The sequence below is a fragment of the Paraburkholderia silvatlantica genome (assembly GCF_003096715.1).
Lineage (GTDB): Bacteria > Pseudomonadota > Gammaproteobacteria > Burkholderiales > Burkholderiaceae > Paraburkholderia > Paraburkholderia silvatlantica.
This window is the reverse complement of sequence record NZ_QEOL01000031.1, coordinates 79,775-105,809: the sequence shown is the minus strand read 5'-3', so window position 1 is coordinate 105,809 and position 26,035 is coordinate 79,775. Positions and strand designations below refer to the sequence as shown.

General features: G+C 64.1%; 23 protein-coding genes and 1 tRNA gene. 14 read left to right on the top strand and 10 right to left on the bottom strand.

Going from position 1 to position 26,035, the window contains the following annotated elements; all coding sequences use genetic code 11:
- The first annotated feature begins 29 nt into the window (after positions 1 to 29).
- The 6 genes from C7411_RS32030 to bioB all read left to right on the top strand — a co-directional run bounded on the left by C7411_RS32030 (position 30) and on the right by bioB (position 7,175).
- On the top strand, positions 30 to 371 hold the full coding sequence (locus tag C7411_RS32030) for a YchJ family metal-binding protein (protein ID WP_165822933.1): 342 nt from the start codon (positions 30 to 32) through the stop codon (positions 369 to 371).
- Between the two features lie 522 nt (positions 372 to 893).
- Positions 894 to 2,288: a dienelactone hydrolase family protein gene (locus C7411_RS32025; protein WP_110388052.1), complete on the top strand. Its 1,395-nt coding sequence runs from the start codon at positions 894 to 896 to the stop codon at positions 2,286 to 2,288.
- A gap of 439 nt (positions 2,289 to 2,727) precedes the next feature.
- Positions 2,728 to 4,125, top strand: coding sequence for an adenosylmethionine--8-amino-7-oxononanoate transaminase (gene bioA, locus C7411_RS32020; protein ID WP_110388051.1), 1,398 nt, complete (start codon positions 2,728 to 2,730; stop codon positions 4,123 to 4,125).
- Position 4,126: 1 nt separating this feature from the next.
- Positions 4,127 to 5,350, top strand: coding sequence for an 8-amino-7-oxononanoate synthase (bioF, locus tag C7411_RS32015; RefSeq protein ID WP_110388050.1), 1,224 nt, complete (start codon positions 4,127 to 4,129; stop codon positions 5,348 to 5,350).
- Positions 5,347 to 6,057 (top strand): dethiobiotin synthase, encoded by a 711-nt coding sequence (gene bioD / locus C7411_RS32010; protein WP_110388049.1) that lies wholly within the window; start codon positions 5,347 to 5,349, stop codon positions 6,055 to 6,057. The genes bioF and bioD overlap by 4 nt, the downstream gene beginning before the upstream one ends.
- A gap of 41 nt (positions 6,058 to 6,098) precedes the next feature.
- Complete coding sequence (bioB, locus tag C7411_RS32005) at positions 6,099 to 7,175, top strand: biotin synthase BioB (protein ID WP_110388064.1); 1,077 nt, start codon at positions 6,099 to 6,101, stop codon at positions 7,173 to 7,175.
- Between the two features lie 85 nt (positions 7,176 to 7,260).
- Here the strand turns inward: bioB and cytX are convergent, their stop codons facing one another.
- Positions 7,261 to 8,577: a putative hydroxymethylpyrimidine transporter CytX gene (gene cytX / locus C7411_RS32000; RefSeq protein ID WP_110388048.1), complete on the bottom strand. Its 1,317-nt coding sequence runs from the start codon at positions 8,575 to 8,577 to the stop codon at positions 7,261 to 7,263.
- A gap of 221 nt (positions 8,578 to 8,798) precedes the next feature.
- Between cytX and C7411_RS31995 the strand changes: the two genes are divergently transcribed.
- The 6 genes from C7411_RS31995 to C7411_RS31970 all read left to right on the top strand — a co-directional run bounded on the left by C7411_RS31995 (position 8,799) and on the right by C7411_RS31970 (position 14,854).
- A complete protein-coding gene (locus C7411_RS31995) occupies positions 8,799 to 10,130 on the top strand; it encodes a replication-associated recombination protein A (RefSeq protein WP_110388047.1) in 1,332 nt (443 codons plus the stop codon).
- 97 nt (positions 10,131 to 10,227) lie between these two features.
- On the top strand, positions 10,228 to 11,520 hold the full coding sequence (gene serS, locus C7411_RS31990) for a serine--tRNA ligase (protein WP_110388046.1): 1,293 nt from the start codon (positions 10,228 to 10,230) through the stop codon (positions 11,518 to 11,520).
- Positions 11,521 to 11,667: 147 nt separating this feature from the next.
- Positions 11,668 to 11,758 (top strand) — tRNA-Ser (locus C7411_RS31985).
- A gap of 197 nt (positions 11,759 to 11,955) precedes the next feature.
- A complete protein-coding gene (locus C7411_RS31980; RefSeq protein ID WP_165822932.1) occupies positions 11,956 to 12,483 on the top strand; it encodes a hypothetical protein in 528 nt (175 codons plus the stop codon).
- A 189-nt stretch (positions 12,484 to 12,672) separates the two neighbouring features.
- On the top strand, positions 12,673 to 13,647 hold the full coding sequence (locus C7411_RS31975) for a hypothetical protein (protein WP_110388044.1): 975 nt from the start codon (positions 12,673 to 12,675) through the stop codon (positions 13,645 to 13,647).
- Positions 13,648 to 14,128: 481 nt separating this feature from the next.
- Positions 14,129 to 14,854, top strand: a complete 726-nt coding sequence (locus C7411_RS31970) for a hypothetical protein (protein ID WP_133253730.1) — start codon at positions 14,129 to 14,131, stop codon at positions 14,852 to 14,854.
- Positions 14,855 to 15,221: 367 nt separating this feature from the next.
- Here C7411_RS31970 and C7411_RS31965 read toward each other — a convergent pair whose 3' ends face one another.
- The 9 genes from C7411_RS31965 to C7411_RS31930 all read right to left on the bottom strand — a co-directional run bounded on the left by C7411_RS31965 (position 15,222) and on the right by C7411_RS31930 (position 24,026).
- Complete coding sequence (locus tag C7411_RS31965) at positions 15,222 to 15,665, bottom strand: hypothetical protein (RefSeq protein WP_110388042.1); 444 nt, start codon at positions 15,663 to 15,665, stop codon at positions 15,222 to 15,224.
- Between the two features lie 145 nt (positions 15,666 to 15,810).
- Positions 15,811 to 16,779, bottom strand: coding sequence for a hypothetical protein (locus C7411_RS31960; RefSeq protein WP_110388041.1), 969 nt, complete (start codon positions 16,777 to 16,779; stop codon positions 15,811 to 15,813).
- Positions 16,776 to 17,351 (bottom strand): hypothetical protein, encoded by a 576-nt coding sequence (locus C7411_RS31955; RefSeq protein ID WP_110388040.1) that lies wholly within the window; start codon positions 17,349 to 17,351, stop codon positions 16,776 to 16,778. Before C7411_RS31955 ends, C7411_RS31960 begins: the two co-directional genes overlap by 4 nt.
- Positions 17,352 to 17,529: 178 nt before the next feature.
- Positions 17,530 to 17,916, bottom strand: coding sequence for a single-stranded DNA-binding protein (locus tag C7411_RS31950; RefSeq protein ID WP_110388039.1), 387 nt, complete (start codon positions 17,914 to 17,916; stop codon positions 17,530 to 17,532).
- A gap of 142 nt (positions 17,917 to 18,058) precedes the next feature.
- A complete protein-coding gene (locus C7411_RS31945) occupies positions 18,059 to 18,448 on the bottom strand; it encodes a hypothetical protein (RefSeq protein WP_110388038.1) in 390 nt (129 codons plus the stop codon).
- A 245-nt stretch (positions 18,449 to 18,693) separates the two neighbouring features.
- The gene (locus tag C7411_RS31940; protein ID WP_110388037.1) at positions 18,694 to 21,393 is read right to left on the bottom strand and encodes a TOPRIM and DUF927 domain-containing protein; all 2,700 of its coding nucleotides are present in this window, start codon (positions 21,391 to 21,393) and stop codon (positions 18,694 to 18,696) included.
- A gap of 97 nt (positions 21,394 to 21,490) precedes the next feature.
- On the bottom strand, positions 21,491 to 21,808 hold the full coding sequence (locus C7411_RS37700; protein ID WP_165822931.1) for a helix-turn-helix transcriptional regulator: 318 nt from the start codon (positions 21,806 to 21,808) through the stop codon (positions 21,491 to 21,493).
- A 128-nt stretch (positions 21,809 to 21,936) separates the two neighbouring features.
- Positions 21,937 to 22,662 carry a hypothetical protein gene (locus C7411_RS37695; protein ID WP_165822930.1) on the bottom strand — a complete coding sequence of 242 codons (726 nt, stop codon included), beginning with the start codon at positions 22,660 to 22,662 and terminating at the stop codon, positions 21,937 to 21,939.
- 74 nt (positions 22,663 to 22,736) lie between these two features.
- The gene (locus C7411_RS31930) at positions 22,737 to 24,026 is read right to left on the bottom strand and encodes a tyrosine-type recombinase/integrase (protein WP_110388063.1); all 1,290 of its coding nucleotides are present in this window, start codon (positions 24,024 to 24,026) and stop codon (positions 22,737 to 22,739) included.
- 470 nt (positions 24,027 to 24,496) lie between these two features.
- Between C7411_RS31930 and map the strand changes: the two genes are divergently transcribed.
- Both map and C7411_RS31920 read left to right on the top strand, forming a co-directional pair.
- Complete coding sequence (gene map, locus C7411_RS31925; protein WP_110388035.1) at positions 24,497 to 25,282, top strand: type I methionyl aminopeptidase; 786 nt, start codon at positions 24,497 to 24,499, stop codon at positions 25,280 to 25,282.
- Positions 25,283 to 25,424: 142 nt separating this feature from the next.
- The gene (locus C7411_RS31920; RefSeq protein WP_110388034.1) at positions 25,425 to 25,973 is read left to right on the top strand and encodes a GNAT family N-acetyltransferase; all 549 of its coding nucleotides are present in this window, start codon (positions 25,425 to 25,427) and stop codon (positions 25,971 to 25,973) included.
- Positions 25,974 to 26,035: the final 62 nt, after the last annotated feature.

Here is a 26,035-nt window from a genome sequence, read left to right as displayed (position 1 = left end):
ACTCCCCATAATCTGCCAGGATCCTGCAAATGCATCAACCACTTTCGGCTTCAAATCCTTGCTGCACAGGGCCCTTCGAATTTTTCAGACCCGACTACGTACTGGGCGAGGAGGCGTATCTGCGCTCGACATGGGCGCCCGAAACCTGTCCCGCCGATCTCGACGTCGATCCCGCGGCCGAGGGCGCCCCGCGCTGGCTGGGTCTTGCCGTGAAGCGCCACGAACAACGCGACGACGCGCACGCGGTCGTCGAATTTGTCGCGCGCTACAAGACAGGCGGCCGCGCGTACCGGCTGCACGAAACGAGCCGCTTCACGCGCGGCGACGACGGCCGCTGGCGTTATGTTGACGGCGACGTTTCGTCTGGCTAACGAATCGCTCGCCGCCGCCGGAAATAACGCCTTTGCAAACAAGCGCTTACTGAACAATCCGCAATCGCGCGGCTGTTGCCCGCGCGCGACACTCCCACCGGCCCCCTTTAAAAACCCGCACCTTCGCTGCGAACCGAATCCCGTGCGCGCCATGCCTTGCGGGGCTGCGGGCCGCTGGCATGCCTTATGCCGGGTTACTCCTGAATTGCACAACAATTATTTGTCGTGCGAGTATCTATTCACAGTGTCCGGCGCGATACGTAAGTGCATACGGGAAAAAGCTTTTTCGCATATGCATGTAGCGACTGCAAACGGGTGCTGGCGGCGGGTCTGATCGACGATGGAACTGCGCCGCGCAGGTGCTCCGATCGATGTAAATCCCCGTTACGGGTCATGCCTTCGCTCCCGCCTTCGCGGCCAGGCGCAACGGTGTCTCGTTGTGCCCTGAACGGGTCGGGTATGGGGAAAGGTCGGACGGTTGGCGGATTCACAGCAGCAGGTCTTTTGCAGGTGGTGTAGCGCATGGCGTTCAGGAAGCTCCTTACCGGATGGGTCGTAGCCGGCACCGCGTGTGTGCTTTCGGTTGCTCACGCCGCGTCGCTGTCCGATCCGGCAAGTGCGAGTGCGAACCCGCAACTCGCCGCCAACGCCACGGTCACGCATTCCGCCAACGCTTCCCAATCCGGCCTCGCAGGCGGTCCCCTCGGCAGCGCCAACGTACCGCGCATTGCGCTCGACGACGCGTATCTGCCCGTCGTGCCCGCCAGCATGAACGAGCAGGTGATCCGCGTTCCCGTCGATGCATCGGGCGACGTCACGCTCGAAACCACGATTTACCGCCCGAACGGCCCCGGCCCGTTCCCGATGGTGATCTTCAATCACGGCAAGATTCCCGGCGACCCGCGCCTCCAGTCGCGCAGCGACCCGCTTTCGTTCGCGCGCGAATTCGTGCGCCGCGGCTACGTCGTCGTCGCGCCGAACCGCCAGGGCTTCGCGGATTCGGGCGGCTCGTATCAGCAGGACGGCTGCGATGTCGCGAGCAACGGCCTCGGCCAGGCGGCCGATGTCGCTTCGACCATCGCGTACATGTCGAAGCAGCCCTATGTCGACGCGGGCCAGATCATTGTCGCGGGCACCTCGCACGGCGGCCTGGCCACCATGGCCTATGGCACGGAGGCGGCCAGCGGCGTGCGCGCGCTCATCAACTTCTCGGGCGGCCTGCGCCAGGACGCTTGCACGGGCTGGCAGAGCAACCTGACACAGGCGTTCGGCGACTACGGCGGCAAGGCCCGCGTGGCCTCGCTCTGGCTCTACGGCGACAACGATTCGGTGTGGTCGCCCGATCTCGTTGCGAAGATGTTCGCCGCTTATCACGACGCGCAAACGGGTGAGAACCGCACGGCGGCGATGGCGAAGCTCGTGGACTTCGGCGCCTACAAGAACGACGCGCACCGCCTCGTGGGCGATCGCGACGGCGTGAAGATCTGGTGGCCCACGGTCGAGGCGTTCCTCGCCAACCGCGGCCTGCCGACTGCGGTGCAATACCGCGTGGCCACGCCGGTCGCACCGCGCGGCACCGGCTTCGCGCAGATCGACTCGGTCGGCGCGGTGCCTTACGTCGATCAGGCGGGCCGCGACGGTTATCGCAACTTTCTCAAGCAGTATCCGAGCCGGGCCTTCGCGGTGTCCGACTCGGGCGCGTGGTCATGGGCCGAAGGCGGCGACAATCCGATGGCCGTGGCGATCTCGAACTGTGAAAAGCACAGCGCCGATCCTTGCCGCCTCTATGCCGTCAACAATACGGTGGTCTGGAACAACGGCGGCACGCAGACCGCCCAGACCGGCGACAGCGACACGACGCGCGCTACCGCAGACAACAACAGCGACGACGGCGACCACCCGCTGGCGAGCCGGTAAGGCGCGTTGCCTGGCGACTGCCGGGCACAAACTCTCCATCGCAGCCTGAAGCTTGCGGCCCCAAAGCGGGTCGCTTTGCTTTTGCGCGGGCCGTTTTGCTTTCTAATCGCGCAGGGCATTTCCTTGTACGCGCCCCGTTGTGCCGCCCCTATCGTCTGACTTTCGCGCGCCGGCGCACTCGCCGCGCGTCGCCAAAATTCCCGCCGCGCCCTCCCGCGTTATGCAAATTCCCACCGCCGCACAGATTTTTTGCATAAGGCGGGTTCACTTTGCCGTCGTCAATTCCGCGCATTTCCGGTCTTTCTTTTCCATCGGTCCGCAGTTGTCCCGAACAGCTCGAAACGTCGAGCGGCCGCGGGTTGGAGGGCGAATTCCGGGGTAGTGCATTGCGGCAGCGAACACGTTAATCTCGGTTCCGCTGTCGCATCGGGAGTCGTATTTGAATTCGCTATCACACCCTGAACACCCTGCACGCCCTGAGCACCTTGCCCGCGAAGATCGCGCCGCAACCGACTGGGTCGCCCGCAGCCTGCGCGCCGTGTGGCACCCCTGCACCCAGATGAAACATCACGAGCGCCTGCCGCTCGTGGCCGTCGCGCGCGCAGAAGGTCCATGGCTGCACGACCGCGAGGGCCGCCGCTATCTGGACGCGATCAGTTCGTGGTGGGTGAATCTCTTCGGCCACGCCAATCCGTCGATCAACGCCGCGCTCAAGGCGCAGCTCGACACGCTCGAGCACGTCATGCTCGCGGGCTGCACGCACGAGCCCGCCGTGGAACTTGCCGAGCGGCTGTCGGCGCGCACGGGCGGCGTGCTCGGTCATGCGTTCTTCGCTTCCGATGGCGCGTCGGCCGTCGAAATCGCGCTCAAGATGAGCTTTCATTCGTGGCGCAACCGCGGCGACAGCGGCAAGCGCGAATTCGTCTGCCTCGCCAACAGCTATCACGGCGAAACCATCGGCGCGCTCGGTGTGACCGACGTGAAGCTCTTCAGGGATGCTTACGATCCGCTGCTGCACCATGCGCATGTGGTCGCTTCGCCCGACGCGCGCGCGGCGCAACCCGGCGAAACGGCGGCCGATGTCGCGGCCCGCGCGCTGGCCGATGTCGAGCGTCTTTTCGTCGAGCGCGAAGGCCGTATCGCCGCGCTGATCGTCGAGCCGCTCGTGCAGTGCGCAGCCGGCATGGCGATGCACGATCCCGCGTATCTCAGGGGCCTGCGCGCGCTGTGCGACCGTCACCGCGTGCACCTGATCGCGGACGAGATCGCCGTGGGCTGCGGGCGCACCGGCACGTTCTTCGCGTGCGAGCAGGCGGGCATCTGGCCCGATCTGCTCACGCTTTCGAAGGGCATCAGCGGCGGCTATCTGCCGCTTTCGATCGTGCTGTCGCGCGACGCGATCTACGAGTCGTTCTACGACGACGACACGACGCGCGGCTTCCTCCATTCGCATTCGTACACGGGCAATCCGCTCGCGTGCCGGGCCGCACTCGCCACGCTCGACCTGTTCGAGCGCGACGACGTGCTGGCCGCGAACGTACACAAATCGGCGCAACTGCGCGAATGGTTCGAGCCGTTCGCGGCGCATCCTCTCGTGCGCAATCTGCGCCAGTGCGGCACGATACTCGCGTTCGACGTTGCGCTCCCGGACCCGCGGCGCGCGGCGACGTTCTCGCGCCGCTTCTTCGAAAACGCGCTGCAGCGCGAACTGCTGCTGCGCCCGATCGGCACGACGGTCTACGTCATGCCGCCGTATATTCTGGACAACGAAATGCAGGCGTTCCTCGCTACACGCACGCGCGAGACTTTCGACGCCACCGTCGCGGAGGACCTCTGACATGGCGCATCATCACAACGCGCTGCTCGATACCCTCGAACAGGGCTTGCGCGACATCGACGCGCGCGGCCTGCGCCGCCGCCGCCGCACCGCCGATACGCCGTGCAGCGCCCACATGCAGGTGGACGGCCGCGCGACCATCGGCTTTGCGAGCAACGACTATCTCGGTCTCGCCGCGCACCCGCAATTGGCCGCGGCCATCGCCGAAGGCGCGCAGCGCTACGGCGCGGGCAGCGGCGGCTCGCATCTGCTGGGTGGCCACTCGCGCGCGCACGCCCAGCTCGAAGACGATCTCGCTGCATTCGCCGGCACCTTTGCCGCTGCGCCGCGCGCGCTGTACTTCAGCACTGGCTACATGGCGAACCTGGCGGTGCTCACCGCACTTGCGGGGCGCGGCACGACGATCTTTTCCGATGCGCTCAACCACGCCTCGCTGATCGACGGTGCAAGGCTCTCGCGCGCCGACATCCAGATCTATCCGCATGCCGACATGGCGGCGCTCGCCGCGCTGCTCGAAGCCTCCGACGCGAGCGCGAAAGTGATCGTGAGCGATACGGTGTTCAGCATGGACGGCGACGTCGCGCCGCTCGCGCGTCTCGTCGAACTTGCCGAACAGCATGGCGCCTGGCTCGTGGTCGACGACGCGCACGGTTTCGGCGTACTTGGGCCGCAAGGCCGCGGCGCGCTCGCACAAGCCGCGCTGCGCTCGGAGCATCTCGTGATGGTCGGCACGCTCGGCAAGGCGGCGGGTGTGTCGGGCGCGTTCGTTTGCGCGCACGGCACCGTGATCGAGTGGCTCGTGCAGCGTGCGCGGCCGTACATCTTCACCACGGCTTCGTCGCCGGCGGTGGCGCATGCGGTGTCCGCGAGCCTGCGGTTGATCGAAGGCGAGGAGGGCGATGCGCGCCGCGCGCATCTCAGGCATCTGATCGCGCGCACGCGTGCGCTGCTCGGGCGAACCTGCTGGCAGCCCGTCGATTCGCATACCGCGGTGCAGCCGCTCGTCATCGGCGCGAACGAGGCAACGCTCGCGCTGCAGGCCGCGCTGGAGCGCGACGGCCTGTGGGTGCCGGCCATTCGTCCGCCCACCGTGCCCGAGGGCACGTCGCGCCTGCGCATTTCGCTCTGCGCCGCGCATTCGGACGCCGACCTCGACCGGCTGAACGCCTCGCTGCAGCGCGCGAGCCTCGAGGCACGGACAAGCGCGCAGGAGTGCGCGCAATGACGGTTTCGCTTTTCGTCACCGGCACCGATACCGAGATCGGCAAAACCTTCGTGAGCGCGGCGCTGCTGCGCGGCTTCGCCCACGCGGGGCTGCGCGCCACGGCGCTCAAGCCGGTCGCGGCGGGCGCGTACGAGCGCGACGGCGTGTGGCACAACGAGGACGCCGATCAGCTCGACGCCGCCGCGAGCGTGCTGCTGCCGCCCGCGGTCCGCACGCCGTTTCTGCTCAAGGAGCCCGCCGCGCCGCACATCGCCGCCGCGCTCGAAGGCGTGACGCTCGACATGGCGCGCATCGCCGATTGCCACGAGGCGGCGTGCGAGCGCGCGGACGCCGTCGTCGTGGAAGGCGTAGGCGGTTTTCGCGTGCCCCTCACGGCAACCGTTGACACCGCCGATCTCGCCGTCGCGCTCGGTCTGCCCGTGTTGCTCGTGGTGGGTATGCGGCTCGGCTGCATCAGCCACGCGTTGCTCACGGCCGAAGCGATTGCCGCGCGCGGATTGAAGCTCGCGGGCTGGGTCGCGAACCGTATCGATCCGGCCATGACGTTCCCCGAAGAAAACATCGCCGCGCTGCGCGAGCGTCTCGCCGCCCAGTACGGCGCGCCGCTCGTCGGCGTCGTGCCGCATATGCGCGGTGCCAGCGCCGACGACGCGGCCGGACATCTGAACATCGACGCGTTGCTCGCGCGCCTGCGCGCCGACGCCTGATGCAAGTCAAGCACAGTCACGTAAAGAAGGACCACGACACCATGACGCAAACCCACATCGACCTTACCTCGCTGAAGGCCACCGCGCCGAGCGCCCAGGCCGCAGCCGAAGCCGCTGCACGCTGGAAAGTCGCCGACGTCGCGGCGCTCTACGAGCTGCCGTTCAACGACCTGATGTTCCGCGCGCAACAGGTGCATCGCGAGCATTTCGACGCGAACGCCGTGCAGCTTTCCACGCTCCTCTCGATCAAGACCGGCGGCTGCGAGGAGGACTGCGCGTACTGCCCGCAGTCCTCGCACTACGAAACCGAACTCGAAGCGGGCAAGCTGATGGCCGTGGACGCCGTGCTGGAAGCCGCGCGCGCGGCCAAGTCCAACGGCGCGACGCGCTTTTGCATGGGCGCCGCGTGGCGCAATCCGAAAGACCGCCATCTGGAGCCGATCAAGGACATGATCCGCGGCGTGAAGGCGATGGGTCTGGAAACCTGCGTGACACTCGGCATGCTCGAAGATCACCAGGCCAAGGAACTTGCCGATGCGGGCCTCGACTACTACAACCACAACCTCGATACGTCGCCTGAGTACTACGGCAAGATCATCACGACGCGCACCTACGAGGACCGCCTCGAGACGCTCGAACGCGTGCGCGACGCGGGCATCAACGTGTGCTGCGGCGGCATCGTCGGCATGGGCGAGTCGCGCCGCGAGCGCGCGGGCCTGATCGCCCAGCTCGCGAACATGGAGCCGTATCCGGAATCGGTGCCCATCAACAATCTCGTGCAGGTTGCGGGCACGCCGCTCGAAGGCACCGAACCGATCGACCCGTTCGAGTTCGTGCGCACGATCGCGGTGGCGCGCATCACGATGCCCAAGGCGATGGTGCGCCTCTCGGCGGGCCGCGAGCAGATGGACGACGCGCTCCAGGCACTGTGTTTCATGGCGGGCGCGAACTCGATCTTCTACGGCGACCAGCTGCTCACCACGAGCAATCCGCAGGCGCAAGCCGACCGCAAGCTGCTGCAACGCCTGGGCATCACGGCGCAGGCCGCGCAGCATCTGCCGACCGACGACCATGCGCATCACGGACATTCGCACGGCGGCTGCGGCCACTGCGAGTGACGTTTCGCCCGTAGCCGAAAGCAAAAACGCCAGGCTGGCCAGGCCTGGCGTTTTTTTATTCTCCAAACGGAGGAGGCGCGGCGGGTTACGCGTAAGCCGCGCGCCGGCGCCCCGCGAGCACGAGATAGCACAGCGCGCCGATCACCAGCGAAGGCAGCGTTGCGCCGAGGTTCGGCAGCCACTGGTTGAGCGCCTGATACGCGCCGAAACCGACCGCCCACGCGACGAACGCGCTCACGTGCCAGCCGCCCGAATAGCCATAGGCGCCGTTCAGTTCGGTGAGCGCCTGCGCGTCGATGCGGCGGCGGCGTACGATGAAGTGATCGGCGAGCACCACGCCAAAGAGCGGCGCGAACACCGAGCCGATGAAGAGCAGGAAATTCTGGTACTTCGCCATCGGCACGACGAGGCCGATCAGCGTGCACAGCGCGCCGAACGCCGCCGAGAGCCATGGCACGCTGGCGCGCGTCCAGAACGTGCCGGTCGAGACCGCGGCCGAGTGGATGTCGGCGAAGGCGTTGTCGATTTCGTCGATCAGCACGAGCAGCAGCGCGAAGCCGCCGCCGGCCTGCGCGAGCGCCGTGGTGAGGAGCGCGTCGCCGCCGCCCGCGGCGAGGCCGTAGACGGCGCCGAGCGCATAGAACCACAGGTTCGCGATGCCATAGCCGAACAGCGTGCCGCGGAAGGTTTCGCCCGCTTTGCGGCCGAAACGCGTGTAGTCGGCAATGAGCGGCAGCCACGAGAGCGGCATCGCCACCACGAGGTCGATGGCGCTGCCAAACGGCATCTCGCCGGTGCCCGGGCGGCGCATCAGCGCGCCCAGGTCCTGCTTCACGAGCAGGCTCCACGTGAGCCAGGCCGCGCCCGCCAGCAGCAGCCAGATGCCCCACGTGCGCAGGAAACGCCGCACGAACGAGAGCGGACCGCTGACGGCGAGCAGCGTGGCGAGCACGCCGAAGATCAGGGTCCAGACGAGCGGCATCGACAGGCCGAAGGCTTGCTTGGCGAGCGCATCGGCGGAATCGCGCATCACGATGATCTCGAACGAGCCCCAGCCCACGAGCTGCACCATGTTGATGACGGCCGGCACCGACGCGCCGCGAACGCCGAGCGTCGGGCGCAGCGACGACATCGCGGCGAGGCCCGTGTCCGTGCCGATCACGCCCGCGAGCGCGAGCAGCACGACGCCGATCACGCTGCCGATGACGACGGCCATCAGTGCGTGGGGCAGCGAGAGGCCCGGCACGAGCAGCGCGCCCGCCTGCGCGACGAGCAGGCCGATGCCGAGCGAAAACCACAGCGCGAAGGCGTCGCCGGTGCGGAACTGACGGCGCGCGTCGGGCACGGGCACGTTCGGCGCGTAGGTGGAGCCGGCTTCGCCGGCGTGCGAATCTTGAGTCATCTGGAACGCTTTCCTCTGTATCGTCTGTTTTGTCTGTTTCATCCGGGGGCGGCTCGAGCGGCTCTGCCCGCGCTTCGCGCCGCGGCGCACGCTGTCATAATGCACGACTGCATCCGGTGCGACGGGCCGTTTTGTGGTGTCGGGCGCCGTGCCCCGATCTGCCACCGAATTTGCAACACACCCGCGGCCAGCCGGCAAGCCGTCATTATCGCGAAAACGTCATGTTTGAAGAAACCCGTGCCAACGTCCCGCTCGCCGAACGGCTGCGCCCGCGCTCCATCGACGAGGTCATCGGCCAGAAGCATCTGCTCGGGCCCAACAAGCCGCTGCGCGTCGCATTCGAGTCGGGCGAAGCGCATTCGATGATCCTCTGGGGGCCGCCGGGCGTGGGCAAGACCACGCTCGCGCGCCTCATGGCCGATGCCTTCCACGCCGAATTCATCGCGCTCTCGGCGGTGCTCTCGGGCGTAAAGGACATCCGCGAGGCCGTGGAGCAGGCGCAGCTGCATCGTGCGCACGGCCACCAGACGCTCGTGTTCGTCGACGAGGTCCATCGCTTCAACAAGAGCCAGCAAGACGCCTTCCTGCCGCATGTGGAGTCGGGCCTCTTCGTGTTCATCGGCGCGACGACGGAAAACCCGTCGTTCGAGGTGAACAGCGCATTGCTTTCCCGGGCCGCCGTGTATGTGCTCAAGAGCCTCGACGAGGAGGAGCAGGGCGAACTGCTCGAGCGCGCGAGCGGGGAACTGGGCGGCCTGACTTTCACGGACGAAGCAAAAAAGGCGTTGATCGGTTCCGCCGACGGCGACGGGCGCAAGCTCCTGAACAACCTCGAAATCGTCGCGCGCGCGGCCGCCCAGCAAAAGAAGACCGGGATCGACAGCGAACTGCTCGGCAGCGCGCTCGCCGAAAACCTGCGCCGCTTCGACAAAGGCGGCGATGCGTTTTACGACCAGATCAGCGCGCTGCACAAGTCGGTGCGCGGCAGCAACCCGGACGGCGCGCTCTACTGGTTCTGCCGCATGCTCGACGGCGGCGCGGACCCGCGTTATCTCGCGCGGCGCATCGTGCGCATGGCGTGGGAGGACATCGGCCTCGCCGATCCGCGCGCCGGGCGCATCACGCTCGACGCCGCCGAGACCTACGAGCGCCTCGGTTCGCCCGAAGGCGAGCTCGCGCTCGCGCAGGCCGTGATCTATCTGGCTGTCGCGCCGAAATCGAACGCGGGCTACAACGCCTATAACGAGGCACGGCGCTTCGTGAGCAAGGACCAGTCGCGCGCAGTGCCCATCCATCTGCGCAACGCGCCGACGAGGCTCATGAAAGAGCTGGGCTACGGCCACGAATACCGCTACGCGCACGACGAACCCGACGCCTACGCGGCCGGCGAAACCTATCTGCCTGACGGCATGCGCGAGCCGCGCTGGTATCAGCCCACGCCGCGCGGGCTGGAGGGCAAGATCGGCGAAAAGCTCGCGCGTCTGGCCGATCTCGACGCGCAATGGCGCGAAGAACACCGCGATGAACTTCGCGACAGGAAGCGCAAGGGCTGAGCTGCCTCGAACAACGGCGATGCCAGCCGCGCCGGGATGCCCTGGCCGGTGCGCTAAAATCGTCCCTTCACACAACGACACTGCGTCTCACAATCCCATGCTCGACATCCAGCTGCTGCGCAAAGACCTCGACGGCGTCGCGAAGCGCCTCGCCGACCGCGGCTATACCCTCGACGTCGCGGCTTTTGCCGCGCTCGAAGCGGAACGCCGCGCCATCCAGACCCGCACCGAAGAGCTCCAGGCGCGCCGCAACAGCCTGTCGAAGCAGATCGGCGCGATGAAAGGCCGCGGCGAGGACACCTCGGCGGTCATGGCCGAAGTGGGCGGCATCGGCGACGAGATGAAGACGTCGGCCGGCAAGCTCGACGAGATCCAGGCGAAGCTTTCGGACCTGCTGCTCGGCGTGCCGAACCTGCCGCACGAAAGCGTGCCCGCGGGCAAGGACGAGGCGGACAACGTGGAAGTGCGCCGCTGGGGCACGCCGCGCGCGTTCGCCTTCGAGGTGAAGGATCACGTGGACGTCGGCACGCCGCTGGGTCTAGACTTCGAGACGGGCGCGAAGCTCTCTGGCGCGCGCTTCACGATGCTGCGCGGCCAGATCGCGCGTCTGCACCGCGCGCTCGCGCAGTTCATGATCGACACGCACACGCTCCACCACGGCTACACGGAAGCGTACACGCCCTACATCGTCAACCCGGAAATCCTGTACGGCACGGGCCAACTGCCCAAGTTCGCCGACGACATGTTCCGCGTGGAAAAGGGCGGCGGCGAGAACACGGTCACGCAGTACCTCATATCGACCTCGGAAATCTCGCTCACGAACACGGTGCGCGAGAGCATCGTGGAAGGCAGCGCGCTGCCGATCAAGCTCACGGCACACTCGCCGTGCTTCCGTTCGGAAGCCGGTTCGTATGGCCGCGACACGCGCGGCATGATCCGTCAGCACCAGTTCGACAAGGTCGAGATGGTGCAGATCGTTGCGCCCGAAACGTCGTACGACGCGCTCGAGCAGATGGTCGTCCACGCGGAAACCATCCTGCAGAAGCTCGGCCTGCCGTATCGCGTCATCACGCTTTGCACGGGCGACATGGGCTTCTCGGCGGCCAAGACCTATGACCTCGAAGTGTGGCTGCCCGCGCAGAACACCTATCGCGAGATTTCGAGCTGCTCGAACACGGAAGCGTTCCAGGCGCGCCGCATGCAGGCCCGCTACCGCAGCGCGCAGGGCAAGCCGGAACTCGTCCACACGCTCAACGGCTCGGGCCTCGCCGTGGGCCGCACGCTCGTTGCCGTGCTGGAGAACTATCAGGAAGCGGATGGCTCGGTCACCGTGCCGGAAGTGCTGCGGCCGTATATGGGCGGCGTGGCGCGTCTCGAAGCAGGCGCCTGAGGCGCTGTTCCGCGCACAGAACATGCGAATTTCCTTGCTCTCGAAACTTTTTCCAATGAGGGCTTGCAGAATTCAAAAAATGTTCTATAATCTTCGCTTCTCCGGTTGCCGACCAACGCTGGGGAAGCAGTAAAAAAGCAGTGCCCCGGAGAGGTGGCAGAGTGGTCGAATGTACCTGACTCGAAATCAGGCGTACGGTTTCCCCGTACCGTGGGTTCGAATCCCACCCTCTCCGCCAAATTCCCCTATGGGATAAGGCTATCAGGAAGGCGCGTGACGATTTCCCATGCTTTATCCCATGCTCGACGCGTGCACTGTGAAGTGCGCGCGTTTTTGCTTTTGGGTCGCCGCTTTTCTACTTTCGCGGCCTCGTACCTCGCGTGCGGGTTCTCTGTGCCGTAGCGGACCAATCCCCATCTGCAAGCGAGTGCAATTGTGACGCTCACACCTTCCTTGAATTCGCCCGGGGCCTTGTACCGGAAACTTGAACGCGAGTCATATCGCGCATTCCACGCCCGCAGTCGTATTCATAAGGCAGATCACTTCTTCAATTTCTGCGTTACCGCGCATGCCATGCGTGACTATGTCCTTGAGCACCTTGGCATCGAAAAGATAGACCAACAGCAATTTCACGAGCAGTGGAGCAAAGTTCCTTCCCTTGCTGCTGCGAGGGACATTGCCAATTCCACGAAGCACTTCCAGCTCCGCGAGCCACCGCCCACCAAGGCAGTACGCCGCCACAAGTCCAAATTCATCGAGATATACGCCAATGGACGGGGCGAGGTTAAATTCGCCGAAGTCGAAGGGCCTGACATCACGGTCCATCTTTCAGACGGCGCGGCGATGCCGCTACATGAATTCACTCGGGAAATCATGAGCTATTGGCGCGCGTACCTGGCTCAGCATGGAATCAAGGTTCGCCGTCAGTCCGTAACGCAACTTATCGGAGATGCCGCCAAGTAACCCAGCCCCAAGCCCCGATCTCTACCCCGCGCCGGTCCCTGGCGAAGCGACCGGAGTCGCCCCTAGCGTAGTTGGACAACCACCGAGGCTGTAAAGCCGAGGCATGGCGATCGGGGCGGCGTTTGTTTGGTTTTGATTCCGCTACACTCTCTAGATCGTACGAAAGCGACGATATACGGGGTAACGGAGATGCAAGAGCTGATTCGCAAAATTCGCAGGATCTTGGGCGACGGGGTGGTTGTGGGCGTCATTGTTCCGATTGCCCTCGCCGTGGTCCCTCCTTATTTTAAGCAGGAGGCAGCGCCAACTGCCGGCGCGGTACAGGTTCAGCGCGGATTTACGTACGCCCTGTTTGGCGCGCCAACCTTGATCAACGGCAGCGACGCTCCGCAATTTGGCTTGACGCTTAACGATAAACCGGTGCCGCTGGGGCACCTTGAAATGCGCCCTTACACATTGCGCAATCTCAGTGGCCGTAACTTGGCGAAGGCCGATTTTGAGACGCCGATTACGATAAAGGCGACACCCGGTCAAAGAATACTTTACGTCGGTGTGAATCCTGCGCCGGGTCATGCGCCCGTTAAAGTAACACTCACTGGCGATACCCAAGCCGTAGTTGATCCGATGTTGCTAAATATTAATGAAGAAGTTTCGATTAATATCCTGCTTTACCGAGCGGCCGGAGTTCCGCTAGCAGAAAATCCATATGCGGACGATTCCGGCGTTCTCAGCTGGACAGCAGATATAAAGGGAGCTGATTTAAGCGTGGTTGGTGCGCCACATGTAGAGATGCCTACAACATATCCCATCCGGGGGATTGTGCTCTATACGGCTCATTTAGGGTATGGCGTAATCGCTCTTGTGCTTGTTGGATTTTTACTTAGCGGCCTACAGATCAAGAAGTTCAGCGCAACAAAATCGACGCAGTCGTTCAAGACAAAGGAAATCTTATGGCTCGCGGGTCGAGTTACGCTAGCATGGATTACTGCCGACACAGTCGTCAGGATGTTTGATTATCAGATTGTCCCACTGTTCACCTGGCGGGATAACTGGTCGATAATCGGCGCATTCATAGCGACCATGATTTTCCCGCTACCACCCGATTTGTTGGGCGATTCGAAACAAGCGACTAGCGATCCAGCGGCCCCTACGATCGAGCGGTGATGAAAGCAAGAGTCGCATGAAAGGCCCTCGCGTTCAGAGGTGCACCCAATACATGGGCGCTAATGGTCGAAGCAACGTGCCGCTTTGGGTCCGGCCGCTTACGGATATTCGACTAGAGCTGCCTCGAACGTTCCGACGCGCTGTTGGGCGTGCATGCACTTCTCGATAGCGTGGCGGCAGGGCGCGTCAGAGCGTCCCGCTCTTCCGTGTTCGCTGCAACCCTTGGTTGGCGCCTCTTGAATGATCACTGGTCCACTGGCTTGCATACGGGCAAACTGCTATCCTTGGGCCGAAATTGTCAAGTTGTCAATGGAGATAGGAGAGATATAGCTTTTAGTAACGTGGTAAGAAAGCGATTCTTGGGTCGTAGCCAGTGCAAAAAATCTCCTACGGCCGCCAATCGTCGAAAAACCGATCTACATCGCCATCTCATACCATTCGGGGAAGTTACTCCGAGGAATCGCCTCACGCACGAAAAATAATGAAGAGAGCGCAAGTCAAACCTTCACAGCGGCGATTGAATGCTCAATCACCAACACGTAGCGACTGGAAAGATAGCAGGCTGGTGGTAGCCGCGCTTTCGGCGGCAGGCACTGCCACTCTGTTTGCGACAGTTATCATGCCGCTGTCCAACACGCTATTGACCAACAAGATCGAAAAATTAACAGAGCTATCAGCAGGTGCAGCTAACACTGCCGGAGAACTGGAAAAGGTCAAAAAGGAACTAGCGGCTTCTCGCGCGGATGAGCGCCTCGCCGTCATGAAGTCACCATTTATCCCCGGTAGCGTTTATCCTCTCGGGCTCGACAGCGTGATCATCGGCACACCTGCTCAAGAGATTCTGACACGCTTACCCGGTGCAAAATGGGATGAGGATAATCAATATATTACGTATGACGTAACGGATGAGAATGCTGTTTTCTCGCAGGCTGCATACTATTTCGATAAAAATCGGAAAGTCTCCGCGATTCTATATCAATTCAGAGATCGCGAGGCGGGTGCGGAGTTGGTAAAAAAGCTCATGCTCACCGGTTTTGGAGAGCCATACGCTCAAAAGAAGCATAAGACTCTGTGGAAAATCAACGACCACGAATGGGCCACGCTCGAAGAATACACTCCTGGAAATATAACATTTCATCTCTATCTATACCCGCTATTCACAGATTGGGGCGCTATTCCACAAGCTGTCGCTAGTTCTGGGCAATAAATACTTGGCAAGTCGTGGGGAGCGTATTTTTCCTGAAGCCGTAAAGCGGGTTTTCTGCTCTACCTTAAGCGCGGAGTGGCGACTTAGGGTCGATCAGCGATGCTTGTGACGCGAGCGTATACCGCGATCAGTCGGCCTCGATGCAACCGGAGACGAATTGCGTCGAGACCGTCCGGTCTCTACCTGTAGCGGAACCGCTCGTGAGCCGGCGCTTGTTGAGCGCAGCGAAGAGTTGAACTTGAGTTCGCGGCTGATACTCATCGCCTCCGCATGCGATGTGACGTCCCGTCAGGCAGGGGAGAGCGCGAAGCCCTAGGGGTTTCTACAACGAAAAACGCCCCCCTAATTAGCCTGCAAAAACCCCGATTCAATTCGTGCGACTTCTGCGGCCATAACGCTCGATCAGTTCCTTGACGTGCGCCTCGACTTCGGCCTCGCTCGTGAATGTGCGCGGCGGACCGTCGAGCGGCGGCTTGACGTCCTCGGGCTCTGCGGCCCGCCAGCCGGCACGGCAGCGCAACCAGAACATCGCGGCCTGGACGGCCTGTGGCGAGTCGCCGACGGCGATCCTGTAGAGGTTTTGCGTCACGCGAGCACACTGCATCGTCACGGCGGTCTGGATCTCGTGCTCGAAGGCGCGGACGAACGTCCGATAATTGAGCGGTCGGTGCGTCTCTGGGTTGATTACGTGCAGCCGGCAGAGGTCGTGCGGAACGCCGCACGCGAGCAGCGCACACACGATCTCCCGCTGCGTTTTGGTCGGCAAAAATGCGGGGCGTCCGTTGGGTTTCTTCGCGCTGTCGTGCTTCACGTCGGGATACCTCCGCGAAAATGGTCGGTGCCGCGCCCATCTCCGGATGCGGAACGGGGCCGCGCGGCTGCCGGGGTTGTTCGCTGGCGAAGGCAGGAGTAACTCTTCGCCAGCCCGACACTCGCCGGCTTGTCGGTGTTACAGCTCACGCGCGCAAAAACTGCGGGCCAACCTGTCGTGAAAACGCCGCGACTATTTCCCGCGCTCGCGCTTCGTCGACAAATGCGCCGAAGCCCTCGCCACGGAATTTCTGCGCCGAGCGCACCATGACGCGCGGTGCGCGTGCGTCGCCGAAGTCGCTCTGCCGACCGAGGCGGCCCAGGGCCACAATCGTTGCGCTGACGCGCGTAGCGGCCGCATTGAGCGCGTCCCGTTGCACGCGCAACGATTGCGTCAGCCAGGCGGCGTAGTCGTCCAGCGTCCCGGCCAGTTCAACCTCGATTTCGGTTTGCTCGGCGTCCAGTTCGGCCAGCCGATCGCGCAGCACATCGCGACGGGCGATCGCGTTCGCCTCGGCCAGTTCGGCACTCACGGACAACTGGCGGTGCAGCTCGGCAACACGTTCGCCGTTCGCCTCGATCCACTTGCGCAGCTCGTCGCGCTTGCCGCGCAATTCCAGCTTTGCACGGGTTTTCCGGAGGCGGTTCAGCTCCTCGCGCTTCGCCTCGATGGCGCCACGATCATCCTCGGCCGGCCGTGCGAGGCGGTGACGCTCGGCATTCGCGGCCTCGTGCCGTTCGCGCAGCTCGCGGAGCCGGTCGAGCAGCAGCCCCGGCAGTGCGTCAGCAACATCGGCCGCAGGCACCTGCTCAACAGGTAGCGCGATCGCGTCGGCCTTTTTGTTATAGGCGGGAGGCGCGCTCGCTCTCGGGCGGTCGGCGGACTGGTCCTGTTGGGATTCAGCGTCCGGTGTTGCGCTGGCGTCCTGTTGCAGACGCAAGCGCTCGTCGATCACGGTATTTCTCGAAGTGTTGAGTTTCCGCGCGATCTCGGCGTTGCTCACTTCCGGGTCTGCCGCGATCGCGCGTCGCACGGCCTGTCGTGTCGCTAGCCGGCCGCGCTTGCCGGTGGCGGCTTCTGACGGGTTCCGGGGGGTGTTGAGTTCGCTGCTCATTGCGCACCTCGCGTCAGGCTCCGGACATACACGGCCCGTGCGGCATCGACGTCTGGCATAGCTTCATCGGGAACGACAGTCCGCTGAGCCGCCTGGTTCGCGATTCTGGCGCTTTCGAGCGAGCGCTCACGCGCCGCCGCCGCTTCGTTGCCTCGTGCGGCCAACGCATCGCGCTCGCGGAGGATCTGCTCAGCAATATTGCGGGCGGCGCGGTTTTGCTCCTCGGCGGCATGGCGCTCGCGCTCGGCCGCGATCGTACGATAGTGCTGTTGCGCCTGCTCGTTCGCACTGCCGACGCCGGGTTGCATCATTGCCGGGCTCCAGCTCGGCGCCTGTCCACCCGCGACGGCCGCCCGCGACATGCTACGTGCAACGTCGTCAGGCGTGGGCGGCATACGGCTATCGGTGAGCCTGCGAAGCCACGCCGCGCGGGCGGCGTCGGGATCGGGGCCAGCGGCGTCGCTGACGGGTGAGCCGTTGCAGGAACAGTCAGAGAACGTCGCCAAAATCACGCCAGTTTTCGCGTTGATGATGTCGTAACCGGCGACGCTACGGCGGATGATGGTTTCCATGGTTGCGCTCCTCTCGAACGGGAAAAAGATCCGCCGGGAAAAACCGGGAAGACCGGCGGGGGGAAAACCCTTTGGCAATGTGAAAATAATTAATTGCGATATCCGCTGCCTCGGAAACCCTTGTCGTAGCGACAAATTTCACAAATCAGGCGCAGCGGCCAGGAAAATTACCAGCGGCCTAAATGTCGTCCTGGAACTCCTCCTCCGCGCTATTCGCCGTCGCTCGCTGGCGGCCGGCGATGCCCTGCATTGCCTTGCGCTTGCGCTGGACGTGGTAGGGCGTCACGAGCGCGCTGGCCGTGATCGTGAGATTGATGCGCGGCTCGCCGTCGTCCGGTGTCCACACGTCCATCTTGAGCGCGCCCACGATGCATACTGCGTCGCCAGGCGAGAGCGCCACGAGTTGCTCGCACACGTCGCGATCGAACGCGAACACGGCCGCGAAAAGAGCCGGCCCGTCACCCTGCGGCACGCGAAGGCGCGCGAGCACATAACTGTTCCCATTGCCCGCGCGGCGCTGCTGCGACTCGCACGCGAGTGTCCCGGCTATTAACGCGTCGATCATTTCATTCTCCGATCGCCGTGACAGCGCACACGGCAAACATGGGAACAGGCGTTGGAAAACAATCTGAAACTAGCTGTAAGTGCAGTCAAACGTGGGTCTGTGGCGGACATACGGTCCGCCAGCGTCCGTTTCCGCGTGACTTTCATCGATATTTACCTCGCCGGTCGTCCAGTCCCTGGAGTCGCCACGTCCGCCGCTTGAGCGCGATGCGCGCGGCCCGTTCGGTCCGCGCTTCGGCGAGGCGCTCCGCGAAGTGGTTCAGATCCGGCAACAGGGCAGAGAGCGGCCCGCGCACGGCGTGCGCGAGCACGTCGTCGAGCAGTTCGCGCGGCCAGCCCTCAAATTCCGCCAGCGTCTCGATTGTCTGGACGAGTGCGACCCGCATGCGGCGCACGTCGTCGACCGTCAAGAGGGGCGCCCACGGCCAGCAGGGGGCGTCCTCGCCACCGTCGGCGCGCGGCACGTCGACACCGCTGGCTGGCGCATTGGCTGCTGGCGATTTCCCGTCGTCTTGAATCCCTTTCGACAACATGATTGCGCTCCGGTTATTACTTTTTCGGTGGTGACGGCGGTGACGTCGTGCAACCCTTGCCAGATAAGGCTTTGCGCTTCACAGCCCCCTTGGTGACACGCGGTGACAGTGATGACGGCGATTCAGTTTGTCACCACCGTCACCAGTTAATTTTTTAGTAGTGGTGACAGCAAAACCCTTGCTGGATATGAGTTGCACGGTGTCACCACTGTCACCACACAAAAAATAAATCCGCACTAATCATTTCAACCGTCGAGCTTTTCGGCGTCGATGTGATAGAACCATGGGCGCCGACCGTCGAGCGTTCGAGCTTGTTGGTCTTTGCGATTCGGAGCCTGCTTGACGATCGCCTTCGCTTCGTCGAGCGCGCGCAGCACGCGGGAAAAGTCATATCCACGCGTCGCTTCGCGTAGAGCGCCCGACGTAAAGAGATACAAGCGTCTGTCGCCGTCTAGCTGGTAGTACCCGGCACGCTCGCGGACTGGGTCGGCTCGTTCGACGGCGATGTTGGAAAAGCGGCTGTCGCCATGTCTGTCGATGAAGTCAGAAACCGCGCGCAGGATTGCCGCGTGCTCGCTTCCGCGCCCGTCATCCTGCCGCTGCGACCGCCAGAGCATGAAGGCGTGCTGCGCGGCTTCGGACGGCTCGCCCGCTCGCCACGGTGCAATATTCCAGCGTGCGGCCAGTTCCCCAGCCAGCGCGCATAGGGCAAAAATGCGGGCGGCGCGGCGCTCCTGATCGGATTCCGCCGTGAAATAGTCCTTCACGATGGCCGCCAGCGCCTCGGTCAAACGCAAGCCGTCGCGGATCTCGCCGATCAGCTTTTCGACAAAGAGCGGTCCGGCATGGCCGTAATGCTTCGCGGCCAGGTCGCGCACCTCGTCGGCCAGCAAGCCGCCGGATTTTCGGCCGTGCAGGTTTTCGAAAATGCCGTGAGTGCCAACCACGGGGACGTCGAGAATGCGCACGAGCTGGCCCGCCATTGCCTCAATGCCTCCCATCGCCATACGGGCCGCCACCGTCAGCTCGCCCGTCGACAGCAGAAAGACGCGCCAGCGCGCTGCCTGTCGTGCCTCGCCGTACCGGTTTGCGCGCGTTTTGCCTACACCGTTTACGAGGCCATAGGCTGTGTCGTAAAGGTCTTGCGGCTTGATTTCGTTGATCTCGTCCAGCATGAGCATGGTGTCGGAATGCAAAACGGCCGCACCTTCGAGGCCGTTGCTCGTAGCCTTCCACTTACGCTCGAATCGCGGGCTCCCCCAAACACTTACTGCCGCGCGCCCCGCAGACGTTTTGCCACACGAAGAATCACCGTAAAGGTGCGCGCCGCCCCCGTCGATATTCAGGTAGTGCAGCAGTGGGCCGACGAAAGCCGATGCCATGGCGAACATCATGAGCGGATTCTCGTTCGCGAGCGCGGCTAGCTCGCGCCAGCCCTCGAACGTTCCGGCTGTTGCGTAAGGCGCCTCGCGGCCGGTCGACTGAAACCAGATGTCGTCGGCGCCGATCACTTGAGACGGCAAGACGAAAGCGCCCTCATGCCAACCCGTAACGCTGGCCGAGCGCATTGTTCGCTTCGGCTGCTGGCCGACAATGTAATCGAGCACACTGCTACGGTTCCGATTCTCGAACGTCACGCCTTCGCGCAGTAGCACGGCACGTATTTCGTTGCCGTCGCCGGCGAGCATTTCCATGGGCATCGCCCATTTCTTAAGGCCGGCGTCGGACTGCATTTCGAGCAGGCGGCCATAGTCGGAATCTTCGCGGTTGCGGGTCTTAGCTCTGACCCATATAGGTGTAGCGATGTGTTTGTCGATCAGCTCGGGCGCTTCGTCATGCTTGCCGTGCTTCACGGTGTGGAGGTAGACCCCGGGCTTGAGCTTGACGCCCTCGGCATCCTTCCATTCGGGATAAATTCGCCAGCAGGGCCGATGTTTGATGTCGGGGTATTCGTCGTCGGCGCTCGCAATCGCCGCCTCAATCTGCGCGCGCACGGCTTCGGTGCCGCGCGCCTGGCGGAGGTCGTTAAAGTCGGTTTGGCCGTCGGCGCTGTCGGCGCCAAAGTCGGGAAACACCGCAATTCCGCCCACGGCGCGCGCCGCGTTGCCGGCCGCTTCCTGGCCGTTGCCCAGGTCCCCCGCGACGATGATCGAGGCCCCGCGATGTTTCGCGTGCACCGCTTTCGCGACGGCGGCGAGGTTACCGGCCGAGAGCGCCGCCACGGTCGGCCAGCCGGTCGCTTCGTGAATCGAGCATGCGGTCGCAACACCCTCGGCGATTACGATGCTGGCAGCTTCGGCCGGGACTGGCGCGACGGCCCAAGCGCCGCCGCTTTTCACGCCGCCGGCGAGTGCGGACTTACGGCCCGTCTCGTCGATCAGTTCGATCGTTGAGAGCTTGTCGAGCTTGGCGCCTGTATAGACGGGCGCGACGAGCACGCGGCCCTGTAACGGCTCGCCGTCCGATTTCGGTGCATAGCCCGCCACTGACTTGAGTCCCTTCACGTCGATTTCGTGCAACGTTTCGACGGCCCGCACGAGCTTGCGCGCCAGATAGGGATGATCGTCGCGCGCTGGCGTTGCCTTGTTCCAGATAGCGAACGCCGTCGCCGCCGCATCCTTCGCGCGACGCTCGCGCTCGGCCTCGGCTTCCCGGCGCGCCTCGTCGAGTCGATGTTTGCGCTCGGCCCGCTCGTCCGGGGAGAGCGCGCGTCCATCGTCGGCGAAAACCACGCGGATCTCGTCGGTCTGCCAGTTCTTGACGATGCCGCCGGCACCTCCGGCAAAAACCTTGATGCTCGCATCGCTCTTGCCATTTGCGTGCTCGCCGACGTCGGCGCGGTGCCACTCTCCGGGGCGTGATGGCACGCCGGGAAACCGGACGCCGATCTCATCGCAGGCGCGCGCCAGCGCGGTCTCCAATGAAACGGGATGGCGCGCATTCATCGCGCGGTCCTCGTGTTTACGGGCCGATCAACGGCCGCTAGAATGCTCACGCTATTTTCCTTTCCGGCCTCGTGCCGGATTTTTTTTAACTGTTGAGTTATGCCGCCTCGTTACGGGGCTCGTCGCCGGTGGAGCGCTTCGCTTCACGCTGGGCGCGCGCCTTTCTCAGCGGCTCGACTTTCGACGCCACATTCCTGGCGGCGGCGATATCGAGCCAGCGATCAAGCTCGCGGACTCGGAAAACCGTGATCCTCGGCCCGAGCTTGAACGGCGTTGGGAAGTCGGGGTCGTCTCTCGCGAGCTTCCAGAGCTTTCCCTCCGATACGCCGATATAGGTCGCGGCGCCCTCGGGGCGGAGCACGGCGACAGGAGTGTCGTCCGGTGTCGTGACGTTCGCGGGTTCCGTTTTTTTCATATTCCCTCCGACAGTGATCGGAGCAAGCATGAACCCGGCCCCCCCTGCGACCGCAACCCGGAACCCCTTGCGCTTTGCTGGACAAGGGTTTGCGGGCCTTACCCGGAATCCCCTGGCGCCCGCGTTGCTCATTTCCGCTTTCGCAGGAGCAGTACGCGGGGGCTTTCGCGGGCGCGCTTGAGGAGCTTGCGGATTTGCCGGTCGGATACGCCATGCTGTTTCGCGAGCTGTTGAGTTGCGTTCCGCACATTTCCGGCGAGCAGCGCCGCGTGCGCGTCTGCCATGGTGGCGAGGCGCGCGTCGGTCCATTCGCCGGCTGGCGGTCTCGCCGCGTCGGCGGTGACGCGGCGCGTGCCGATCCACTCGCCCCAGGTGAGCCGTGCAAACCACTCCCATTTCGTGCGCTCGATGAAATAGCGTCCCAGCGGCTCGCGCAGGCGTGCATAGGGGCGGCCGTCGTCGCCGAGCGCCTCCAGTACGCCCGATTCAACGGCCTTGCTCACGGTCTCGCGCATCGAGCGCGCAATGTCGGAGCGTTCCTGGAGTCGCCATCGGGTCGTGCGGTGTGTTGCAGGCCGGTACGGCCACATGCGCGTGCCGCACGCGCGCCGGTACTGGAGCGTCGGGCGCTCGAGCCAGAACGTATCGACGTCGATCCACTGGCCGGGGTCGATCAGTTCCACGCCGATGGCAGTCGTGTGAGTCTCGACGCTGGCGACGAGGCGCCAGAAATCGAAACGGCGCCGCGCAGCGTGCTCGTGCTGCCTCGGTGCGTCGGGGAGGACGCGACGCGTGCGCCACGTACTTTTCACGAGACAGCGCACGCCGTCGTGATTAGGATTTGAACTAGCCATTGCCGTGCTCCTGGTCGAGCAGGGTTGTGGTTAGCCCCCGCGCGGCGCTCCAACGGCGCGCGGGGGCGCCTCGATTACTTCGCTGCGCGCAGAGGGATCACATTTTCGTCGTCGTCCTCGGCGGCCGGCGCGGTCTCCAGAAACTCCGCCCATGCATTCATCAGCTCGCGGCGGCGAGCGAACAAGTCAGAACGGAAATACGCAGCCTCGGCTTCGTCCTCGACCTGGTGCGCGAGTGCATGCTCGGCGACTTCGCGCGCAAAGGCGGTCTGTTCGGCGGCCCAATCGCGAAACGACGACCTAAAGCCGTGCATCGTGTACGGCAGCTCCGTCCGCCGCATGAGCTGTGTCAGCACCATGTCCGAGAGCATGCCGCCGCGCGGCGCCGGAAATACCAGTTCGTCGGCTGCCGGGTTTTTCGTGCCGCGCGCCTCACGCATGTCACCGAGGATTTCGACGGCGCGGTCGGACAGGGGTACGCGATGCGGTTTGCGCGCTTTCATGCGCTCGGCCGGCACGAGCCAGCACCTGTTGCGGATATCGAGTTCGCCCCAGCGTGCGCCACGAGCCTCGCCGCTGCGCGCGGCCGTGAGGATGATGAACTCGAAAATGCTGCGCGTGGCCGGCGACGCCGTACTGGCGCGTACCGACCGGACGATGCCGTGTATCTCACGATAGGGTGCGGCAGCGTGATGCTCACGGCTCTCGCGCCGCAGCTTTGACGCCTTTGGCAACACCTCGGCAATGTCATCCCACACAGACGGGTCAACGGCGGGGCGGTAGCCGGCGCTGGCGGCGAACCTCAATACCGCCCGTATGCGGCCAAGCAGGCGCGTCGCGGTCTCGATTTTCACGGTCCAGATGGGGCGCACCGCGTGCAGGATCGCGGTCTTGTCTACCTGCTCGACGGGCCATTTGCCGAAATGCGGATAGGCATAGGTGGCGAGGGTGTTTTCCCACTGTTGCGAGTGCTTGACGTTGGTCCATTCGACGCGTTTCGCTGCGATGCATTCGGCGGCGGCCTCGGCGAATGTGCGTTGTTGGGCTTTAGCTTGCTTCCTGGCACGCTGTGCGGTTTGGCGCGCGTCGATTGGATCTTCGCCGTCGCGCAATCTGGCTCGCGCATCGATGGCTTTTTTCCGTGCCTCGGCAAGGCTCAACCGGTCCTTGCGGTTCTCGCCCGCACTACCGAGGCCCATTTCACGCGTCCGGCCGTCAATCGTGTATCTCAGCACCCAGCTTTTGCCGCCGCTGCCACCCTTGGCGACGAGCAGGTAGAGGCCGTCGCCGTCGGCCAGATACCCAGGCTTGGTTGCGCGCTTGACGGCCAATGGGTTCAATCGGTTCTTTTCGCGTGTCGCCATCGTCGGCGCCCCCATTTTTTTCCCATGATTTCGGGTGAAATTGGAGTGTACCTGTGATTACGGTAGGAGACCATCGAATCGACACAAGCGCCACCATACAAGGGGTTTCGGGTGACAGTAGGGCACTATCAGTCACGATAGGAGAGTTTTATTATGGCGGACACCCTCTCCGCCAGATTCAGAAAACCCCTGCATGCTTAACCGCTGCAGGGGTTTTTGCTTTTCTGCTCGTGTTCCGGCGTGCATGCCGGAATCGCCCGCGATGTAAGATATTTCCCATTCCTGACGGCGGCTCGAGCTCGAACAAGCGGAGACCTCTGAAAATTCCGCGTCCGGCGTCATCGGGATGACACGAGTTGCTGCGGGTTGCAGCGCTAGCGACGCCGCAGCGCCGCTAGCGCCGTTACAATCGCTCCTTTGAATTCGCGGCGCAGGTTCTCGCCCGCCGCCGCGCCCACTTCGGTCCATCGATGCCTATCACCTACAAGTCTGCCGACGATCTCGCCCGCCTGCGCATTTCTGGCCGGCTCGCCGCCGACGTGCTCGCGATGATCGGCGAGCACGTGAAGCCGGGCGTCTCCACCGACGACCTCGACGCGATCTGCAACGACTACATCGTCAACACGCTCAAGGCCGTGCCGGCCAATGTCGGCTACCTCGGCTTTCCGAAGACGATCTGCACGTCCGTCAATTCCGTGGTTTGCCACGGCATTCCGAATCGCGGCGAGGTGCTCAAGGACGGCGACATCATCAACATCGACGTAGCCGTGATCAAGGACGGCTATTTCGGGGACACGAGCCGCATGTACTGCGTCGGCACGCCGAGCACCGTGGGCCGGCAACTGATCGACACGACCTACGAGGCGATGCTTGCCGGCATCCGCCAGGTGAAGCCCGGAGCGACGCTCGGCGACGTCGGCAACGCCATCCAGAGGCGCGCGCAGGCGGACGGTTTCTCGATCGTGCGCGAGTACTGCGGCCACGGCATCGGCAAGGTCTACCACGAGGAACCGCAGGTGCTGCACTACGGCCAGCCGGGGCAGGGCGTGCGCCTGAAGCCGGGCATGGTCTTCACGATCGAGCCGATGGTCAACGCGGGCCGCGCCGGCACAACCGTGCAGCGCGACGGCTGGACGGTCGTCACCCGCGACCGCTCGCTCTCGGCGCAGTGGGAACACATGGTCGCGGTCACCGACGACGGCTACGAGCTCCTCACGCCCTGGCCGGACGGCACAGGCGCCTATGAGGCCCCATGAGCATGGCTGTGCGGCCTCTGGGGCCGTCTGTCAAGGCGCGCGCGCAGGGCGTCGCATGCCGGCAATTGTCAAATAAGGATTTGACTCTCAAGCCAGTTCGGTTAAAGCTACGCGTTAGCGCTTTATTGGGGTTTACGACTGCATGAGTCCGTCACTGACCGTTCGCCGTATCGCCGCCGATCAGGGTGCCGTGCTCCGCGAGCTTCGAACCGCTTCGCTGCGCGACGCGCCTTATGCATTTGGCGACACGCTCGAAGACGCGCTATCCGCCGATGCCGCCGTTTTCGACGCCGCGGCGGCGCGGCATGCGGTGTCGCATACGGGCACGTCGTTCATTCTCTACACCGAGGGCCATCCGGCCGGTCTGATCGGCGCGAGCTTCGAAAGCGCGCCGGCGCGCCGCGCGTTCGTCTCGGCGCTGTGGGTCGCGCCTGCAGTGCGTCATCTGAGCGGCGGCGAATTGCTGCTGAACTGCGCCATCGACTGGCTCGTGAGCGAAGGCGCCACGCAGGTCTACGCCTGGATCACCGACACGAACACCACGGCCATGCGCTTCTACGAGCGCCTCGGCTTCGTGGCCACCGGCGACCATGCGCGCAGCCAGCAGCAGCCCGAGCAGTGGGAAACGCTGCTTATGCGCGCGCTCGGCGAGCACACGAAGTCCGCTTCATCGCCCGCTTCACCGTCATAACGCCCGGCGTTCGCGTTTCGCTTCCCTGCGTACGCCACACCGAACCAGTCCGTCTGTACACG

Excerpts from the sequence above, each read along its gene's own strand:
- C7411_RS32030 (WP_165822933.1), top strand. The coding sequence starts at position 30 with ATGCATCAACCACTTTCGGCTTCAAATCCTTGCTGCACAGGGCCCTTC.
- C7411_RS32025 (WP_110388052.1), top strand. The coding sequence starts at position 894 with ATGGCGTTCAGGAAGCTCCTTACCGGATGGGTCGTAGCCGGCACCGCG.
- bioF (WP_110388050.1), top strand. The coding sequence starts at position 4,127 with ATGGCGCATCATCACAACGCGCTGCTCGATACCCTCGAACAGGGCTTG.
- bioD (WP_110388049.1), top strand. The coding sequence starts at position 5,347 with ATGACGGTTTCGCTTTTCGTCACCGGCACCGATACCGAGATCGGCAAA.
- bioB (WP_110388064.1), top strand. The coding sequence starts at position 6,099 with ATGACGCAAACCCACATCGACCTTACCTCGCTGAAGGCCACCGCGCCG.
- cytX (WP_110388048.1), bottom strand. The coding sequence starts at position 8,577 with ATGACTCAAGATTCGCACGCCGGCGAAGCCGGCTCCACCTACGCGCCG.
- C7411_RS31995 (WP_110388047.1), top strand. The coding sequence starts at position 8,799 with ATGTTTGAAGAAACCCGTGCCAACGTCCCGCTCGCCGAACGGCTGCGC.
- serS (WP_110388046.1), top strand. The coding sequence starts at position 10,228 with ATGCTCGACATCCAGCTGCTGCGCAAAGACCTCGACGGCGTCGCGAAG.
- C7411_RS31975 (WP_110388044.1), top strand. The coding sequence starts at position 12,673 with ATGCAAGAGCTGATTCGCAAAATTCGCAGGATCTTGGGCGACGGGGTG.
- C7411_RS31970 (WP_133253730.1), top strand. The coding sequence starts at position 14,129 with ATGAAGAGAGCGCAAGTCAAACCTTCACAGCGGCGATTGAATGCTCAA.
- C7411_RS31960 (WP_110388041.1), bottom strand. The coding sequence starts at position 16,779 with ATGAGCAGCGAACTCAACACCCCCCGGAACCCGTCAGAAGCCGCCACC.
- C7411_RS31955 (WP_110388040.1), bottom strand. The coding sequence starts at position 17,351 with ATGGAAACCATCATCCGCCGTAGCGTCGCCGGTTACGACATCATCAAC.
- C7411_RS31950 (WP_110388039.1), bottom strand. The coding sequence starts at position 17,916 with ATGATCGACGCGTTAATAGCCGGGACACTCGCGTGCGAGTCGCAGCAG.
- C7411_RS31945 (WP_110388038.1), bottom strand. The coding sequence starts at position 18,448 with ATGTTGTCGAAAGGGATTCAAGACGACGGGAAATCGCCAGCAGCCAAT.
- C7411_RS31940 (WP_110388037.1), bottom strand. The coding sequence starts at position 21,393 with ATGAATGCGCGCCATCCCGTTTCATTGGAGACCGCGCTGGCGCGCGCC.
- C7411_RS37700 (WP_165822931.1), bottom strand. The coding sequence starts at position 21,808 with ATGAAAAAAACGGAACCCGCGAACGTCACGACACCGGACGACACTCCT.
- C7411_RS37695 (WP_165822930.1), bottom strand. The coding sequence starts at position 22,662 with ATGGCTAGTTCAAATCCTAATCACGACGGCGTGCGCTGTCTCGTGAAA.
- C7411_RS31930 (WP_110388063.1), bottom strand. The coding sequence starts at position 24,026 with ATGGCGACACGCGAAAAGAACCGATTGAACCCATTGGCCGTCAAGCGC.
- map (WP_110388035.1), top strand. The coding sequence starts at position 24,497 with ATGCCTATCACCTACAAGTCTGCCGACGATCTCGCCCGCCTGCGCATT.
- C7411_RS31920 (WP_110388034.1), top strand. The coding sequence starts at position 25,425 with ATGAGTCCGTCACTGACCGTTCGCCGTATCGCCGCCGATCAGGGTGCC.